At 61.7% G+C, this 18,634-nt stretch carries 11 protein-coding genes and 1 rRNA gene; 2 read left to right on the top strand and 10 right to left on the bottom strand.

Annotated features, from left to right (window positions below; genetic code table 11):
- Positions 1-55: 55 nt before the first annotated feature.
- Positions 56-949 (bottom strand): 3-hydroxyisobutyrate dehydrogenase, encoded by an 894-nt coding sequence (gene mmsB, locus ACYP2A_RS26500; RefSeq protein ID WP_459748899.1) that lies wholly within the window; start codon positions 947-949, stop codon positions 56-58.
- Positions 950-1,333: 384 nt separating this feature from the next.
- On the opposite strand from mmsB, the gene ACYP2A_RS26505 reads away from it, so the two are divergent.
- Complete coding sequence (locus ACYP2A_RS26505; protein WP_459748900.1) at positions 1,334-1,852, top strand: Hcp family type VI secretion system effector; 519 nt, start codon at positions 1,334-1,336, stop codon at positions 1,850-1,852.
- Between the two features lie 45 nt (positions 1,853-1,897).
- Here the strand turns inward: ACYP2A_RS26505 and ACYP2A_RS26510 are convergent, their stop codons facing one another.
- The 3 genes from ACYP2A_RS26510 to ACYP2A_RS26520 are packed head-to-tail and all read right to left on the bottom strand — an operon-like array spanning position 1,898 to position 5,125.
- Positions 1,898-2,503 carry a YitT family protein gene (locus ACYP2A_RS26510; RefSeq protein ID WP_459748901.1) on the bottom strand — a complete coding sequence of 202 codons (606 nt, stop codon included), beginning with the start codon at positions 2,501-2,503 and terminating at the stop codon, positions 1,898-1,900.
- Positions 2,500-3,687, bottom strand: a complete 1,188-nt coding sequence (locus tag ACYP2A_RS26515; protein WP_459748902.1) for an amino acid aminotransferase — start codon at positions 3,685-3,687, stop codon at positions 2,500-2,502. The genes ACYP2A_RS26510 and ACYP2A_RS26515 overlap by 4 nt, the downstream gene beginning before the upstream one ends.
- A gap of 16 nt (positions 3,688-3,703) precedes the next feature.
- Positions 3,704-5,125, bottom strand: a complete 1,422-nt coding sequence (locus ACYP2A_RS26520; RefSeq protein WP_459748903.1) for a M20 family metallopeptidase — start codon at positions 5,123-5,125, stop codon at positions 3,704-3,706.
- 181 nt (positions 5,126-5,306) lie between these two features.
- Between ACYP2A_RS26520 and ACYP2A_RS26525 the strand changes: the two genes are divergently transcribed.
- Entirely contained in the window at positions 5,307-6,218 is a 912-nt protein-coding gene (locus ACYP2A_RS26525) for a LysR family transcriptional regulator (RefSeq protein ID WP_459748904.1), read from the top strand.
- An 8-nt stretch (positions 6,219-6,226) separates the two neighbouring features.
- Here ACYP2A_RS26525 and ACYP2A_RS26530 read toward each other — a convergent pair whose 3' ends face one another.
- From ACYP2A_RS26530 to rrf, 6 genes are all read right to left on the bottom strand, one after another.
- Positions 6,227-7,462: an OprD family porin gene (locus ACYP2A_RS26530; protein WP_459748905.1), complete on the bottom strand. Its 1,236-nt coding sequence runs from the start codon at positions 7,460-7,462 to the stop codon at positions 6,227-6,229.
- A gap of 43 nt (positions 7,463-7,505) precedes the next feature.
- Complete coding sequence (locus tag ACYP2A_RS26535) at positions 7,506-8,753, bottom strand: MFS transporter (RefSeq protein WP_459748906.1); 1,248 nt, start codon at positions 8,751-8,753, stop codon at positions 7,506-7,508.
- A 354-nt stretch (positions 8,754-9,107) separates the two neighbouring features.
- A complete protein-coding gene (gene recD / locus ACYP2A_RS26540) occupies positions 9,108-11,180 on the bottom strand; it encodes an exodeoxyribonuclease V subunit alpha (protein ID WP_459748907.1) in 2,073 nt (690 codons plus the stop codon).
- A complete protein-coding gene (gene recB, locus ACYP2A_RS26545) occupies positions 11,177-14,878 on the bottom strand; it encodes an exodeoxyribonuclease V subunit beta (RefSeq protein WP_459748908.1) in 3,702 nt (1,233 codons plus the stop codon). The genes recD and recB overlap by 4 nt, the downstream gene beginning before the upstream one ends.
- The gene (gene recC, locus ACYP2A_RS26550; RefSeq protein ID WP_459748909.1) at positions 14,875-18,336 is read right to left on the bottom strand and encodes an exodeoxyribonuclease V subunit gamma; all 3,462 of its coding nucleotides are present in this window, start codon (positions 18,334-18,336) and stop codon (positions 14,875-14,877) included. The genes recB and recC overlap by 4 nt, the downstream gene beginning before the upstream one ends.
- A 184-nt stretch (positions 18,337-18,520) precedes the next feature.
- A 5S ribosomal RNA gene (rrf, locus tag ACYP2A_RS26555) occupies positions 18,521-18,634 on the bottom strand; the annotation flags it as partial.

The raw sequence follows: 18,634 nt of genomic DNA on the forward strand, positions 1-18,634 counted from the left end.
GCATCTGCATTCCAAAAGGTTGGACAAGGTGTGACAGTTCTTACGTTGCAGGTGGCTATTTGTCATCCTTGCGCCGATAACCTTCGATGATCGCCGAGAAATCCCGGCCCCCTTCACCGCGTTGGCTCATGGCCTGGAACAGTTGCTCGGCCAGCGCGCCGAGGATCACCGGCTGGTGGGCGCTGCGGGCGGCCTGGGCGGCCAGACCCAGATCCTTGAGCATCAGGTCGGCGGCGAACCCGCCGGTGTAGCCGCGCGAAGCCGGGGCGGTGTCGACGATGCCGGGCCAGGGGTTATAGCTTTGCGAGCTCCAGCAACTGCCGGTGGAGCTGTTGATCACCCCGGCCAGTACCTGGGTGTCGATGCCTAGCGCATCGCCCAGGGCCATGGCTTCGGCGACGCCGATCATCGAAATGGCCAGCAGCAGGTTGTTGCACAGTTTGGCGATTTGCCCGGTGCCGGTGTCGCCGCAATGCACGATGTTGCGGCCCATTTGCGCCAGCACGGGTTTGATACGTTCGAAGTGCTCCAGCGAGCCGCCGGCCATGAACGTCAGGCTGGCGGCTTTCGCACCGGCGGTGCCGCCGGAAACGGGCGCATCACTCAGTGTCACGCCCTGGCGAGCGGCGATGTCGGCCAGTTCGCGGATGGTCTGCGGATCGATGGTGCTGCAGTCGAGCGCCGGGGTGCCGGCCTGGATACCAGCCAGTACGCCGTTGTCACTGAGGTAGACACTGCGCACATGGGCGGCGGCCGGCAGCATGGTGATTACCAGTTCACTGCCTTGCGCGGCGTCCGCGGGCGACTGGCTGATGTGTCCGCCCTGAGTGACCAGTTCGGCCAGGGCGTTTTTGTCGATGTCGAACAGGTGCACACGGTGCCCGGCCTTGATCAGATTGCAGGCCATGGGCGCGCCCATGTTTCCCAGACCGATGAATGCGATTTTCATTGTTATTCTCCTTGGCGTGCGAAGCGGGATGTCATCACGCGATGAGGCTGTTCTCCTGTTGTATTGAAGACCACCGCGTGCAGGCGTGTGGCCTTGATGCGCAGTCTGCTGCGCAGCGAGCTGTGGATAAGGCTGTGGATAGATCAGGGAAATGTTTGCAGTTAAAGGTTTGTAGAGGACTGCGCAAGGGTTTGCAGGGGGTATGCAGGGTATTGCGCAAAATAACAGGGTTTTCGTATGAAAAATGAGCAGTTATTAGCAGGTTAAAAACTATCTATTTGATTTATAAGTTAAAAAATTAACAGGCACGCTTCTTGGTATAGCTCCTTGTGTCCCGTACGGGTTTGACCGCCGGGGGTTTATTCATTGCAAGGAGAATGATTCATGGCTACACCTGCCTACATGTCCATTACCGGTAAAACCCAAGGGTTGATGACCGATTCGGCATTCACCGAAGAATCCGTCGGCAATATCTTTCAGGAAGGCCACGAAAACGAAGTGCTGGTCCAGGCCTTTCAGCATGAAATCACGATTCCTACCGACCCGCAGTCCGGTCAGCCCACTGGCCGGCGTCAGCACAAGCCTGCGTGTATTACCAAAGTCTTCGACCGGGCCTCACCGTTGCTGTTGCAAGCGCTGACGGATGGCGAAACGCTGACCAAAGTCGAAATCAAGTGGTATCGCCAAGGCGGTGGCGGCGTCCAGCAACACTATTTCACTACCACGCTGGAGGACGCGATCATTGTTAAAATCCAGGACTACATGCACAACTGCCAGGACCCGGGTAATGAGCACTTTACCCACTTGCAAGATATCCATATGACGTACCGCAAAATCACCTGGACCCACGAAGTCAGCACGACGACGGGGTCCGATGACTGGCGTAAAATGAAAACCGACTGATCAGGCCAAGCCAGCGGTGCGCCTTGCGTGCTGCTGGCTCCACCCTCAACTAAAACCGTTATACCGCGCCTTCTTGAAGTTGAAGATCATGATGAAGTTGATCAGCACCGCGCCGATCACCGAGTAAAGCGCCGAGTTCCACGAGACGGTAAAAAACGCCGCCAGCAGGATCAGCCCGTCGATGGCCATTTGCACCTTGCCAGCACTGATGCCATGCCGCTGCTGCCAGTACAGCGCCAGAATCGTCACCCCGCCCAGGCTCGCGCCGTGGCGAAAGATCAGAATGAACCCCACCCCGATCAGGCAGCCGCCGAGAATCGCCGCGAACAGCGGGTCGAGCGTCTGGAAGCTGATGACACCCGGCATCATGGCGCTGAACAGCGACAGGCAACTGATCGCAGCAAAGGTGCGCACAATGAACGCCGCGCCCATCTGCCGATAGCCCAGGTAGTAGAACGGCAGGTTAATCAGAAAAAAGCACAGCCCCACCGACCAGCCGCTCAGGTAATGGCTGAGCAGTGCCAGCCCGACGGCGCCGCCGGTGAGAAACTGGCCATAGGCATAGAGGTTCATGCCAAAGGCAATCAGCAAGGTGCCGACCACAATGGCTTGAACGTCTTCGATCAGCCGGTGTTTCTGCGCTTCACTCATGGCACCAGCGCTGCCTTGAGTTCGCCGGCCAGTACATCCAGACGCTGAGGATCGATGCCCGAGACGTTGATACGGCCCTGCCCCACCATGTAGATACCGGCGCGCTCGCGCAGGCCCTGAACGAACGCCGGGGTGCAGCCCAGGTTGGAGAACATGCCTTTTTGCTGCGCCAGGGTGTTGAAGGGCTCATAAGCCTTGATGGTCTTGAGCGCCTGGCACAGGCCATCGCGCAAACCAGTGATACGCAGCCTTGTCGCTTCCAGCTCGGCAAGCCACAGGGCTTTGAGCCCGTCATCGTTGAGAATACGGGTGACCACGGCCGCGCCATGAGACGGCGGCATCGACCACAAGGTGCGTGCCGCGTCGATGATCTGCGTACGTGCCGCCTCCAGATTACGCTGGTTGTCGCTGTGCACCAGCAACGCGCCGGTGCGCTCGCGGTAGAGACCGAAGTTTTTCGAGCACGAGGCACTGACCAGCACTTCGGGCAACTGCGCACAGAACAGGCGCAAGGCCCAGGCATCGGCGTCCAGACCGTCGCCGAAACCCTGGTAGGCCATGTCGAACAGCGGCAACAGGCCTTTGCGTTGTACCGCCTCAAGAATGCTTTGCCATTGCTCGCGGGTCGGGTCGATGCCAGTCGGGTTATGGCAGCACGCGTGCAACAGCACGGCATCGCCGGGCTGGGCCTGTTCGATGCTGTCGAGCAAGGCGCCCAGATTGAACTCACCCGTAGGGGTCAAGTGCGCATAGGTGCTGACCTGCAAGCCTGCACGCTTGAAGATCGAGGCATGAATCGGCCAGGTCGGCCCCCCCACCAGCACCCGCTGCGCGGAGCCGGTACGGCTGAGAAACTCGCCCATCAGGCGCAACGCGCCGGTGCCGCCGGGCGTCTGCACCACGCAGTGTGGCGCGGTATGGCCTTGGCCCAATAACAAAGGGCCGATGACTTCGGCAAAGCCCTGCACGCCGGCGGTGCTGGTGTAGGCCTTGGTGGCCTCGTTGTCGACCAGCCATTGCTCGGCCAGCTTGACCGCCGCCATTACCGGCGTGCGCCCGGCAGGGTCTTTGTAGATGCCGACGCCCAGGTCCATCTTGCCGGGCCGGGTGTCACGGGCGAACAGATCGGCCAGGCCGAGAATCGGGTCGTCCGCGAGTATTTCCAGGTGTTCGAAGCGGGTCATGGTCGGATCCTGTGAATTAGTGTGGCAATGAGTCGCGCAAGCGAGCGCCGTGCTCGCCCAGATCCCAGAACAGCCCGGCAGCGGCTTTCAGGCCTTGCTCGACGATGCTTTCGAGCAAGTGCTCGTCGGGCGCGTGCTGTTTGCAGGATGGGTAGGAATGCGGCAGCCAGACCGTCGGCAGACCCAGTACGTCGGCAAAACAATGGTTGGGAATGGTGCCGCCCAGGTTGGGCAGAATACTGACCGGCTCGCCGAGACTGCTGCTGACCGAGTCACGCACAAAGCCGACCCACGGGTGCTGCGGGTCGAGCCGGGTAGCGGCATACCCGCCGTCGAGCTGGACCTGCACCGCTTCAAAGCCCTGCGCGTCGAGGTGACGGCGCAGGTTTTCGCTCAGCGATTGCCATTCGGTGCCGGCGACAAAGCGCAACTGGCAGACCAGCTCGGCGCGGCCCGGAATGGCGCCAATCACCTTGACCGTGCTGCCCGCCGACATGCCCACCACTTCCAGGGTGTTGCAGCCGAACAACTTCTCGCCGACGCTCAGGCCGGGCTCGCCCCAGGCCGGGTTGAGCTGCGGATCGAAGCTCTCGCCGCCCACTGGCAGGTCGCGCACCAGAAGCGATACCGCTTCGCTCATCGGCGCAGGGCGCAGAAAGTCCGCCAGCAGTTGGCCGCTGGGCGAGACCAGGCTGGACAGCACATGGCCCATGACGATGGCCGGGTTGGTGATGATGCCGCCCCAGTTACCTGAATGGCGGCTGCCGTTGCCGGTGTCGAGGATCAGACGGAACTGGCACACCCCGCGAGAACCGAGAAACAGCGTCGGCAGGTCATGACGCACGCGTGGGCCGTCAGAGGCCAGAAACAGGTCGGCGGCGAGTTCTTCGGCGTTGTCGCGGCAGGCTTGTTCAAGGCCCGGAGAGCCGACTTCTTCGCTCATCTCGAAAATGACTTTCAAGTTGAAGCCCAGCCGCCCTTCGCGCGCTTGCAGCACCGCGTCCAGCGCCGCGAGGTTGATGCTGTGCTGCCCCTTGTTGTCGGCGGTGCCGCGACCGTAAATGCGACCGTCCTTGAGGCTGACCTGCCAGGGCGCAGTGCCCTCTTGCCAGAGTTCGTCCTGGCCGCTGGTGACATCGCCGTGGCCATAGCTGAGCAAGGTCAGCAGCGCCGGGTCTTCGATGCGCTGGGCAAACAGCAACGGGGGTTTGCCGGGCTGCGGGTTGTCCAGAAAGCGGCAGGTGAAGCCCAGTTCCTGAAGGACCGGTTGCAGCTCCAACAGCAGGTAATCGCGCAGCGGCACGGCGCAGTCGGGGTTCTGGCTTTCGGTACGCTGTGCAACGCGGCGGTTGAGAATTTCGAGAAAAGCGCCACTGGTGTAGTGCCGGGCGGCCAGCTCGATGGCCTGCGCGCGGGTGTTCGCAGAAGAGGTCGACATAGGGGTTCCTTGCTATCAGGCAGTGGCTGGCGCGAGCGATCACGAAGCGCTCGACCGACAATGCCAAGCAGGTTAACGTGGCGCTCTGACTTGCAACAATTATCAAGTTTTCAAGCCATCCTTGCCTTTATGGCAAAGCAGATTTGCACATTTGTGAAGCAGTTTTTTACGGAGCGCGGCCATGCACGACTTGCCTTTGCGTTACTTCCACAGTGTGGCCAGAACCGGCTCGCTATCGGCCGCCGCCGAAGACTTGCACGTTGCGGTGTCGGCGGTCAGTCGGCAGATCAGCAACCTGGAAGACACACTGGGCGTGCCGCTGTTCGAGCGTAAACCGCGCGGCATGCAACTGACCGAGCCTGGCGAATTGCTGCTGGCGTATGCCAATCGCAATCAGCTGGAGGTCAAGAATGTCATCGCCGAAATGCGCGGCCTTAACACCCTGCAGCAACACAAGATCGCCCTGGCCTGCCCGGAAGGCATGGCCTGGGAATTTTTGCCGAGGGTCTGTGCGCAGTTTCGTGGCTTTCATCCGGGGGCCAGTTTCGACTTGCAGGTGGTCGATGCCGCCAAGGCGTCGCAACTGGTCAAGGACGGCGTGGTCGACATCGCCCTGACCTTCAGCCTGACGCCCACGCTGGGGGTGGAAATCTCGTTGAGCTGCGAGTCGCCGATCAGTGCGTTAATGCCGGCCAGCCATCCATTGGCCGGCAGCGAATCGTTGACGGTGCAGCAGTTGCGCGAATACCCGCTGGCCTTGCCGCATGTCGGCTCGACCATCCGCTACCTGTTCGACATTGCCTGTAACCTGCACGGCCTGACGATCCTGCCCGCCTACGCCAGCCACTCGCTGGGCGCGATCTACAACGCGGTACGCCATTCCACCGACGTCATCGCGCTGTGTGGTACTGCCACAGTCAGTGGCACCGCAGCGCGTGACAACCTGCTGCTGGTGCCGATGAGCGACCCGCAACTGCGCCAGCGCAGCCTGCAAGTGCAGATCATGGCGGGGCGTAAATTGCCGGTGTTGATTCGCTACTTTCTGAGCTTTCTGGAGGAGCAACTGGTGACCGTGAGCCGCATCGCCCGATAACCGGAGCGTTACCAGAAATTCATCGTGTAGGTCAGCGCCAGGCGGTTTTCTTCGTAGCGAGAGGTGTCGCGGACATTGACGCCGATATTCATCCAGTTGGCACCAAAGCCTTTGAGCGGCCCGCTTTGCACCACGTAGCTGAGGATCGAGGTGCGTTCGGTTTCGTGGCTTTGCTGGCCCAGGTTGATGTCGTTGCCTTCCATCCAGCGCGCCATCCATTTCAGCCCCGGCATGCCCAGCCCGGCAAAGTCGTAGTCGTAACGCACCTGCCAGGAACGCTCGCCGGGTTTGACGAAGCCCAGCGCCGACCAGTTGATCAGGTACGGGGCCGGGGCATAGTTGTTGAAGGTGGGAAAAATATCCTGGCCCATCATCCGCTGGTAACCGGCACCGAAGGTATGGCTGCCCTTGTTCAGGCTGAACATCAGGCCGTAGGTGCGGTTGTCGACGCGGCCCGAGAGTGCCTGCCCTTCTTCCTTGGTGTTGTAGTAGCGCGCATCGGTCTTGAGGGTGAAACCGGCACCCAGCGGCAGTTTGTGCGCCAGGCCCAGGTAGTGCTGGCGGTAGATGTCTTCAAGCTGGGCGTAGAAATAAGTGCCCGACAACGCAGGCGTAAAAGCGTAACTGGCACCGGCAAAGTTCAGGCCGTCGCTCGATTGCGCCGGGGTGTCGCCCCACAGGTAAAGGTCTTCACGGTTGGACGACTCGCGCCCGGTGATGCTCCACAGCCGCCCGGCAGTCAGGGTCAGGTCGGTAATCTCTTTGGACTCCAGCACCGCCCCTTCGTAACGAGTGACCAGTTGCCGGGTCGGGTCGAATGAGGCCACCGGCAGGTTCGGGCGCTGATCGCCAATGCGCAGTTCGGTCTTCGAGTAACGCAGTTTGGCGGCCACATTGGCCCGGCCGTAGTCGTGTACCGGGCTGCCATCGGTTTCGACCGGCAACACACCATCGGGGGAGCGGCCCTTGCCGCCGTCCAGCCGATACGCGAAGTCGGCGCCGACATCCAGACCGAACTGCACAGGTGTATCGGTGTAACCGGACTTGAACTGCAGGTCGAAGCCTTGTGACCAGCTGCCGGTGCGCGATTTGGGCGCGTTGTCCTGCTTGAAGTCGCGGTCTACATAGAAATTGCGCAGGCCCAGGGTCAGGTGGCTGTCATCGACAAAGTCAGCCTGGGCGGTGCTGGCGGCGCACAGGCCTGCCGTGGCGGCAAGCGCGTGCTTGAATCGCGAATTGAACATATCGCACTCCAGAATCTTCAGGTAATTGGATGCAGTCAACGAATCAGGCGCGTTTGAGCTGTTGCTTGATGGCCAGCAGGGTGATGAGGCTGAGCACGCCAGTGACCAGCAGGTAGAAGCTTGGGGCGAGTTTGTTGCCACTGGCGCCGATCAGCCAGGCGACGAAGAACGGGGTGAAGCTGCCGAAGATCGTGGTGCCGATGTTGTAGCTCAGCGCCATGCCGCTGGCCCGGACCTGGGTCGGGAACAGTTCCGACATCAGGGCTGGCAGGCCGCCGAAGTACACCGCCTTGAGCACACTCATCCAGAACAGCACCGCCAGCAGAGCCATCAGGGTCGGGTTGGCCGCCAGCCACGAGAACGCCGGGTAAATGCTGGCGACGAAGACCAGGGCTGCCCAGAACATGATGCGGGTGCGGCCAAAGACATCGGAGAGGTGGCCAATCACCGGGGTCAACAGGGTCAGGACCAGACCGCTGAGCAAGGTGCCGGCGAAACCGATCGAGGCGGTCAGGCCCAGTTGCTTCACGGCGTAAGTGGGCATGTAGATGATCACGTAGCTGACCGAGGTCGACAGCACCAACGCGCCGATGGCCAGCACCATGCGGTACTTGTGGGCCTTGAACAGGGTGCTGACCGGAGTGTGCTCAGGCTCGGCCTTTTTGAACTCGGTGGCCTCGTCGATGTGCCGGCGGATGTACAGACCGATCGGGCCGATCAACAGGCCAAACAGAAACGGGATGCGCCAGCCCCACGACTCCAGCTCTTGAGTGGTCAGTGTGGTGGTCAGCAACAGGCCAAACCCGGAGGCCAGCAGGCCGCTGATGCCTTGGCTGGCAAACATGAAGCTGGAAATCAGGCCTTTGCGTTCCGGGGCATGCTCGACCAGCAGGGCCGTGGCACTGCCGAACTCGCCACCGGCCGAAAAACCCTGAATCAGGCGTGCGGCGAAGATGCCGATGGGCGCCAGCAGGCCGATGGTTTCGTAGGTGGGCATGACCGCAATCAGGAAGGTGCCGAGCATCATCAGCCAGATCGAGATCAGCATCGCTGCCTTGCGGCCGATGCGGTCGGCGTAGGAGCCCAGCACAATCGCGCCCAGTGGACGAATCATGTAAGACACCGCGAAAGTGCCCAGCGCCAGCAGCAGCGAAACGGTTTCGTCCGTGTTGGGGAAGAACAGCTTGGAGATGGTCATGGCGAAGAAGCCGTAGACGATCAGGTCGAACCATTCCAGAGCATTACCGATGGAGGAGGCAATCACCAGTTTGTACAGCTTGCTTCTGGGCATACGGGTAGCGAGTGGGTCAGTCGTTATCTGCGCAGTTGTCATTCGAGGAGCTCCGGCAGTTTAGGGGGGAACGGTCGACTGCCGGCGTTGAAGTGGCGGTGTGCGACCATGAACCGATGGTAGGCACGCCCCCGCTTTCCCACAATTATGCATTTCAGAAGCAATCATTGCCCTAAAGGCAAATCACAGTCGCAACATTTTGCATCGTTTGATCCTTAATAGTGCCCTGATGAAGACGTGCGGTGTAGAGGGCTGGATTGAGCGTATAGAGAATGATGAGAGGCTGAAGCGAGGACAGAAGCGCGTGGGATGAATGCGCTATAAAGGCGCATCCATCCTTTGTACAAGGGCCGTTTACAACCCGAGCATCAAGCCGCTCAGGCGTTTGACCTTGCGTTGCAGCGCTTGCTCGAACACGCCCTGGCGCGATTCAAGCAGGCTGAACCAGTGTTTGGCGCGAGTGATGCCGGTGTAGATCAGCTCTTTGGTCAGCACCGGATTGAGGGCTTCGGGCAGGATCAGCGCAGTGTGGGCAAATTCCGAGCCCTGGGATTTGTGTACGGTCATGGCGTAGACCGTTTCGACATCGTTGAGCCGGCTGGGCAGGATGAAGCGCACTTCACCGCTGCCGTCGTTACGCGGGAAGGCCACGCGCAGCACCTGGTGCGCCTCGCCTTCACGCTCTGGCACCATCAAGGCAATACCGATGTCGCCATTCATCAGGCCCAGGCCATAGTCGTTACGGGTCATCAGCACCGGACGGCCTTCGTACCACTGTTGCTCGCTGCCAATCAGGCCGGCATTGAACAGCGCATGGGTGATGCGCTGGTTAAGACCCTCGACGCCCCAGGGGCCTTTGCGTACCGCACACAATAACTGGAACTCATCGAAAGCCTGCAGCACGGCGCGCGCCCAAGTGGTCCAGTGCGGGTCGCTCAAGGCAACGTCAGGGGCCGGACGCTGTTGCCTGAGTACATTGAGATAATGGCGATAGCCTTGCGGGCCCTCTCCATGCCCCTCAAGCACCAGTTGTTCGAAGCGGCGGTCCTGCTCGTTCTTGAGCACGCGTACGAACAGGTCGGCGTGGGTGTTGCCATTCAGCAAAGCCCGCGCTTCGGTGTGTTGTTGCTGGTTGACCAGTCGCGCCAGCTGGCCGATGCCACTGCCTTCACCGAAGCGCCGCGAGTGACGCAACATGACCACTTGCTGGGCCAGCGGATGCTGCTGGTCATCGCCGATCTGCAAGCCGCTGTCGCTCAGGTTTTCACCGCTGACCGATTCCAGCCAGGCCTGGGTCTGCGGGCTGTAGAAACCGGCTTCGGCATCACGGCACAGGTCGCCCAATACGGCGCCGGCCTCTACCGAGGCCAACTGGTCCTTGTCGCCAAGCAGTACCATCCGTGCATGGGCCGGCAAGGCGTCGAGCAGGTTGGCCATCATCTCGAGATCGATCATCGAGGCTTCGTCGACCACCAGAACGTCCAGCGGCAAAGGGTTGCCCGCGTTGTGGCGAAAGTGTCGAGTGCCGGGCCGGCTGCCGAGCAGGCGGTGCACGGTGGTCACTTCGCTGGGGATTCTGTCGCGCACGGGTTCGTCGACCGTGAGTTGCTTGACCTGTTGGCTGATGGACTCGGTCAGACGCGCTGCTGCCTTGCCGGTCGGAGCCGCGAGACGAATGCGCAAAGGCTGGCCGCTGTACACGGCGGGCGCTTGCAGCAGCGCCAGCAAACGCACCACGGTGGTGGTTTTACCGGTTCCCGGCCCACCGGTGATGATGCTGAATGCCCGCCGGGTGGCGAGCGCGCAGGCCAGCTTCTGCCAGTCGACGATCGCGCCGGGCTTGCCGAACAACGCGTCCAGCCGTCGCGCCAGATCGGCAGGCGGCGTTTCCTGTTCGGCCAGGCGCTGGCGCAGCACGGCATCGATGCGTCGTTCGTAGTTCCAGTAACGGCGCAGGTACAGGCGCCGGTCAGCCAGCACCAGCGGCTTTTGCAGGGCTTGCGGGCTGCGGTCGTCAGCACTGGCAACCAGCGCGCTGCTGGCCAGCACCTGGCACCAGGCGGCGCCGTCCAGACTTATCAGCAATTGCGAAGGCAACAGCATCGGGCCGCTTTGCAGGTCGCCTTCGGGCGGCAGCGATAACGCAAAGTCCGGGGCTTTCAGGGTCTCGTAGAGGTCCAGGCACACATGGCCATGACCCAGTTGGTGGCTGGTCAATGCAGCGGCGAGCAATACACGTGGGTCGGCCTGCGTATCGAGGCTCGCCAGAAAGGCGACGAAGGCCCGGTCCAGCGCACGCAGCCAGCCGCGTTCACTCCAGCGGTCGAGCAACAGCAGCAGGTCGTCGATGCGCTCAAGCGGCATCAGCCGGGTCAGGCTGTCGACCTCCAGCGGGGTCGGCAACAGTTGGGCGAAGGTGCGGCTCATGCGAACTCTCCAGAGGAAACGCGAGCCTGCGATTTACCCTGAAAGAGCAGGTCGAGGCTTTCGATCAATTCACGCGGCGGACGGATGAAATACACACCCTGCCCCGGCGCACGGCTGCCGCGCAAGAACAGATACAGCGCGCCGCCCATGTGCTGGTCGTAGTCGTAGTTTGGCAAACGTGCCTTGAGCTGCCGGTGCAGGGCCAGCAGATAGAGGGTGTATTGCAGGTCGTAGCGGTGTTCCAGAATCGAAGCCTCCATGGCCTCGGCGGTGTAGGCCGCATCGTCGGCCCCCAGCCAGTTGGACTTGTAGTCGGCCACGTAATAACGCCCGTCATGTTCGAGCGTCAGGTCGATGAAGCCCTTGAACATGCCATTGAGGGTGGACGTCTGCAGCGGCGCGCGCGGGGCGTTGTCGTGGGTGTAGTGGCGTACCAGCTCATCCAGCCGCACGACATCGACGTAATGGCTGGCGAACCAGAACTCCATTTCTATGCGGTATTGATTGGGCTGATCCAGTGCCGCCAGCGAGAGCGTTTTGGTGTTCTGGGTCGACAGCAGCGGCATTTCAAGCAGGTGCAGCAGCCAGTCGCTCAGCGGCTTGATCCAGGCCTGCCAACCGCGCAGATTGCAACGGCGGGCCACGGTGTCGAGTATGCCTTCGGGGTCACTGGCCGCCAGCGCGAAGCCTTCTTTGCCGGCCCATTCCAGCAAACCATGCAGGAAGGTGCCGGGATTGGGTCCACGCGGGAAACGGTGCAGGTCGCTGACGCCGGGCAAGGGCTCACGCACAGACTGCGGCTCGACGCGCTCGTCGTCGAACAGCTTCTGTGCCAGCGGTGTATCGGGCGCGCTGTCGCCACCGGAAGTCACGCCATCGCCGATGCGCAACGCGCTGTAAGAGGCGATCCACCAGTGATCCGCCGCCTTGCGACGTGGTGTGAGGGTCTTGAGCTGACGGGCCTGTTTGCGCGGCGGGCTGAAGACAGTGTCGTCGGGCTCCGGCACAGCGTGCAGGTCAATGGCTTCGCAGCCCTTGGCCAATGACGTTAACCACTCGCGCAGTTGTGCGGTGTCACTCAGCGGCTGGCCCGCACCCAGTAGATAGCCAAGCGCCGAGCGGTGCAGTTGCGAGCTGTTGGCGTTGCCACGCTTGAGGTCGGCCACGCCCAGCCAGCAGGCGTGCTCCGAACGGGTCAGGGCCACATAAAGCAGGCGCAGATCTTCAGCCAGACGCTCGTCATCGGCGCGTTCGATCAACGCTTCGGTGGGTTGCAGGCTGATGCGGGCCTGGCCCTTTTCATCATGAAAGTGCAGCGGCAGGCGGCTGCCGTCTACCGGCTTGCAGGAGCAGATGAATGGCAGAAACACCAGCGGGTACTGCAAGCCCTTGGACTTGTGGATGGTGACGACCTTGACCAGTTGCTCGTCGCTTTCCAGACGCAAAATCTGCTCTTCGCCGGCCTGACCTGACAGTGCCAGGTGTTCGCCCAGATGACGGATGAGCGCTTGCTCGCCATCCAGTTCGGCGGCGGCCTGTTGCAGCAGTTCGGACAGGTGCAGCAGGTTGGTCAGCACGCGCTCGCCATCGCTGCGGGCAATCAGGGCCTGCGGCAATTTGAAGTCATGCAGCAAGCGCCGCAGCATCGGCAGAACGCCCTGGTAGCGCCAGATGGCGCGGTAACCACGGAACTGCATGACCCGCTCTTCCCAGGCCAGTTCGTCCTCGTTCAGGTACTCAAGGTCCGCCAGCGGCAAGGCCAGGGTGATGCTCGCCAAGGCAGTACGCAAGGTGCGTTCGACATCGGGCTCGGCGCAGGCCTTGAGCCAGGCCAGTACATCGTGGGCTTCCTGAGCGGCGAATACCGAGTCTTTGTCTGACAGGTACACGCTGCGCACCTGACGTTTGTTGAGTTCGCCACGCACCGCCTGGGCCTCCTTGCCATCACGCACCAGAATGGCGATGTCGGCTGGCAGGATACCGCGCAACGATTGCCCATCACGGGCGAAACCGGCGGTACCCTGCGCGCCGGCATTGAGCAGGCGCACGATTTCGCTGGCGCAACTGGCGGCCAGTTGCTGGCGATAAACGGTGCCGGACACCGGCTGCTCGCCCGGCAGTTGCCAGACGGTCAAGGCGGGCAATGGCTGGCCGTCCAATTCAAGGCGCTCCTTGCGACCCTGCGCTTGTGCGGGCGCGAACGGCACCGGGTTTTCTTTGCCCTGACGAAACAGAAAGGCAGCACGGCCTGCCGAACGCTGCTCGGCGGTCAGAAACAGGTGGTTGGCCGCCTCGACCATCGCAACGCTGGATCGGTAGTTGGTGTCCAGCGTATGCCAGCGCCCATCGGTGGCTTTACGGGCACGCAAGTAGGTATAGATATCGGCGCCACGAAAGGCGTAGATCGCCTGCTTTGGGTCGCCAATCAGGAACAGGCCCGTTTGTTCGTCGTTGTCTTCCAGGCGATAGATGCTGTCGAAGATCCGGTACTGCACCGGGTCGGTGTCCTGGAATTCATCGATCAGCGCCACCGGAAACTGCTCGCGAATCAGGGTCGCCAGTCGTTCGCCACCCGCCGCATGCAGAGCCGCGTCGAGGCGCAGCAGCATGTCGTCGAAGCCCATTTCTGCACGACGGCGTTTCTCGCTTTCAAAACGGGCACTGACCCACGCGGCCGCATGCTGAAGCAACTCGGCATCCGGGGTCGGCAGACTGTCCAGTGCGCTCTTCAAGGCCAACATGGCGGCGAAGGCTGGATGTTGCGGCGGCTCGGCCTTCCAGGATTCGGCAATACCGTCCGGGGTCAGCCGGGTAAATCCGGTGCCCAGATCGAGGGATTCCTGTTCTTCATCGGTCGCCCAGACGGTCAGCTTGTCGAACCAGGGCTTGAAGTAACGCTCCTGGATCTGCCGGCCGTTGACCTGTTTGGCGGCCACGGCCTGCTGGAAAATGGCAGAGAGCTCGCTGGCCCATGCAGCCCAGGGTGCCTTGAGTTCGATCAATGCGGTGCGGCGCTTTTCGAGAACATCCAGGATCAGTTGTGCAGGCTCTTGTTGCGAGGCTTCAAACTCACGACCAAACAGGCCGCGCACCCGGCTCAGCAAGGCCGCAGGCCCTCCCCAGTTTTCACGCACCCAGGCCAGCGCTGCACCGTCCATGGGATAGCAGAAGCGTCGCCAGTAATCGCGCAGCACTTCACCGAGCAGTTCGCTGTGATCGGTTTCCAGGCTCTGGGTGAACAGGCTGCCGCTGTCGAACGCATGCTCGCGCAGCATGCGCTGGCACCAGCTGTGAATGGTCGAAACAGCCGCTTCGTCCATCCATTGCGCGGCGATGTCCAGGCGGCTGGCGCAGGACGGCCATTGTTCGCGGGTGAATTCGTCACGCAACTCGCTGATCAATTGATCCGGGGCGATGATTTCATCACGAAAGAAACGGGCCGCTTCGGCCAGTCGTGTACGGATCCGGTCGCGCAGCTCTTTGGTGGCAGCATCGGTGAAGGTCACCACCAAAATCTGGGGCGGCAACAGCTCACGGCCAAAGCGCGACAGCTCATCGCCGTGACCCAGCACCAGGCGCAGGTACAGGGCCGAAATAGTGAAGGTCTTGCCGGTGCCGGCGCTGGCTTCGATCAACTGGCTGCCGCGCAACGGAAAGCGCAGGGCCAGAGGCCGGGTGATTGACGTAACCGTATTCATTCAGCCGCCTCCTCGCCCTGCCAGGGGGCGTCGTGCAGGGGTTTGTAAAGCGACTCGCACCAGCCGGCGAAGTCTTCGCTTTCGAGCAGGGCGTCGAAGTCCGGGTACTGCCGCAGCAAGGCGGTGCTTTCGACACGCTCGCCATTGCTGGTCTGGCCGTCACCTTCGTAAGCCTTGCGCGCGGCGGCCTCGGCCTTGTCGGCAGGTTGGCCGAGCCAGGCGAAGGCGGTTTTGGGTGCCACCGGCAGCGGGTGTTGCATGCCGTTGAGCCAGCCGCTGAGCAGATCGTTCAAGGCATCGCTGGCGGCTTGTTTATCCAGTGGTGGCAACAACAGGGTCTCGTCAGTCGCTACCAGAGCGGTGGTCAGGTGCAAGTCACAGGCACAGGCCACCAGATGATTGACCCAGGGCCGGATCAGCCGATGCCATTTGCGGGTTTTCTTCGAGCCAATGCCATTGGGGATGACCGTAACCGCTAATAACTGGTTCTGGGCATTGCGGTGCAGGTTGTCGAGCCAGCCGTCCAGCAACACCTGACGGTGCTGAAAACTGACCGGCAGCGCGCTGTTGAGCGGCTGCGGCCAGCGGCTGAGCAACGCCTGATAGCGCTGCAGGACACCGGGCAACGGCTCGAGCAACTCGGCCTGCAAGGCAGAACCGAAACCGGCCATCGGCAGCAGGCCACTGCCTTGCAGGCGCAAGGCCTGGTTGTGCAGGGCGCTGTCGATGTCGTCAGGGTTGAGCATCGCGGCGCCCAGCAGGCTTTCGCTCAGGCCATAACGTTGCAGGGCATCGAGCACAAAAGGTTCTTCATCGGCCAGCGGTGCTTCGCTCTGGTCGAAAAATACCTTGAGCCGCTGGCTGAAGAAGTGTTTGACCGGGTTACGCAAAAAGTCGTGCAACTGCTGCAGGCTCAATGGCTCTTGAGGTTCATGCGGGGACAGTTCAGTGAACTGTGGTACGACCGGATCCTGGAGGCTGTGTAACACCTGCCATTCGTGGGCGAAGCTGAAATAACCCGAGCCTTCGTGAAAATAGCGGGCACTGAAGGGTTGTAACGGGTGGTGCAGTGTCAGCGCCTTGAGCAACGCCTCGCCGGCATTGTCTTGTGTGTCTGCCGCTGCCAGTCGCCAGCCACTGACCAGATGATCACGCAGTTGCCCGACCAGTACCGAAGCAGGCCGCTCGCTGTTGTCGCGAATACTGTGGCCGACCCAGCTGATATACAACTGGTCGCGCGCCGATAGCAGCGCTTCGAGCAAGAGGTATCGGTCATCCTCGCGCCGGGATCGATCGCCAGGGCGGTAGTCGCTGCCCATCAGGTCGAAGTCCAGCGGAGGCTGGGCGCGCGGGTAGTCGCCATCGTTCATGCCCAGCAGGCAGACGATCTTGAACGGGATGGCGCGCATCGGCATCAGGGTACAAAAGTTCACTGAACCGGCCAGAAAGCGCTGCGACAGTTTTCCCTGATCCAGACCGGCCAGCCACGCTTCGCGTACAACCGTCAGCGGCAGTGGGTCGTGCAGCCCTACCGATTCGCAGGTGTGCAACCAGGTTTCGCGCAGGGTTTCGAGTTGTGCGAGCAGGTAGTCGTCGTGCTCGCTTTCGGCCTGAAAAAATACCAGCAGCAAGGTTTGCAGACGCACGCCCCATTGCGGCGCGGTGGCAGCGCTGGAGAACTCGGCGTAGGCGATGTCCAGTGCGTCGATCAAGGCAACCAGCGGGCCGATCAAGGCAGCATCCAGGCCGCCGATTTCATCATAGGGTTCGATGCCCTGATACGCGTCGCCAGCGCCGACGGCATAGCCCAGCAGCATGCGCCGCAAGCCGAACTGCCAGCTGTTCTGCTCCAGCGCATCGGGCAAGCCAAGGTCGGCGCGTTGTCGGGCATCGAGGCCCCAGCGCACGCCGGCGCCTTCAATCCAGCGGTGCAGGGTCGGCAGGTCACGCTCCTGAATGCCAAAGCGGGCGCGCAAGGCCGGGACATCGAGCAGGTCGAGAATTTCACTGACCGGGAAACGGCTGTCTGGCAGCTTGAGCAGGTGTTCGACGGCAATCAGCAGTGGATCACGGCCACGCTGTCCCTGGTCGGCCAGCGTGAAGGGGATGTAGCGTTTGTCATCGCGATCGATCTGGCCGAACACGGCGCGAATGTGCGGCGCATAGCTGTCGATGTCCGGCACCATGACGATCACATCGCGCGGACGCAGCTCAGGGTCATTGCTGAAGCGAGCCAGTAACTGGTCATGCAGGATCTCGACTTCTCGCTGGGCGCTGTGTGCCACATGAAAGCGGATCGAGCGGTCTTGCAGTGGATCGACAGCCGGCCACAGCGCGCGGCTTTCGTCGAGCGGGCGTAACTCCAGAATGTCGTCCTGTAGCTGGGCGAGCAGGTGTTGGGGGTCGCCGTCGCTGAACAGGTCGATGCGTTCGTCCTTGAAGCAGAACCGGTAGTTGTGCGGATTGTCGTGGCTATCCAGCAGGTTGATGTAGTCGCGACCCTGCTTGCCCCAGGCGGCGAGCAACGGGTGGGCGTGCTGGTGCAGCGATTGCGGGTCCAGCACCTGTGGCATGCCGTGCTTGCGCGCCTGGCGTTTGTACTGGTGACGCAGCAGGTCTTTGTCAGCGACGATATCGGCCCAGTGGTGGCGGCAAGGATTATGCACGCACAGCAATACCTGGCTGAACCTTGCCAGACCGGCCAGTGCTTCGAGTGCTTGTGCCGGTAGCGAGGAAATGCCGAATACGATCACTCGCGCCGGCAACCCTGCCGGCGCCTCGCTCAGGCTCTGGATACGCTCCATGAAGCGCTGGTGCACGCCGGCACGGCTCTGTGCCATGCCTTCGGCTCCAACATCGTGCAGCAGGGCACGCCATAATTCAGCCTGCCAGATATTCGCCGGGCTTAGCGGCCTGAGTTCACCCCGCACCGAACGCAATTGATGGCGGCCGGCGGCCCAGTCTTCCAGCCAGTCGGCGCGGTATACCTGATATTGGTCGAACAGGTCGGCGAGTCGTTCAGACAATTGGTAACGCTTGCGCAGGTCGGTGTCGACGGTCAGGAAGCGCTGTAGCGGCTCGAAATGCGGGCGGTCGATCAGTTCCGGGAGCAGGCGCATCAGACGCCAGGTCAGCGGCGCCTTGTCGAGCAGCGAGGTCAGCGGGATTTCGTCACGCCCCAGCACCGCCCGATAAAGTTGCCACATGAAACTGCCGGGGAGCTGTACGTCGATCGCAGTTGCAATCCCGCAGCCGCCCTGATCTTCATCGTCAGCATCTTCAGCAAGCGCCAGTTTCAGCCATTGAGCGATGCCGTTGCTCTGCACCAGAGCGATTTCGTTTTCAAGTGGCGCCAGGGGATAACGCCGCATCCATGACACGACCAGACTGCGCAATTCATCCAGTCGATTGCCATGAACCACCATGAAACCGGCGGTCAGCGTGCTCGTGTGGGACATGCCTGCTTCCTTGACTCGTCAGAGTGATACTCAAGGGCGCACCTTAAGGGGTGCGAGGGCGAGCGTCCAGTTTGGGTGTATTGCGGTGTAGTGCGAGGTGTGTGGCGCAGGTTACGTGTGCAAGCTTTCTTTCGCGCAAAGCAAAACCCCCGACCGCAAAGCGATCAGGGGTTCTGGGATTGAATCTTGACGATGACCTACTCTCACATGGAGAAGCTCCACACTACCATCGGCGATGCATCGTTTCACTGCTGAGTTCGGGATGGGATCAGGTGGTTCCAATGCTCTATGGTCGTCA

It is taken from the genome of Pseudomonas sp. 3A(2025) (genome assembly GCF_054589175.1).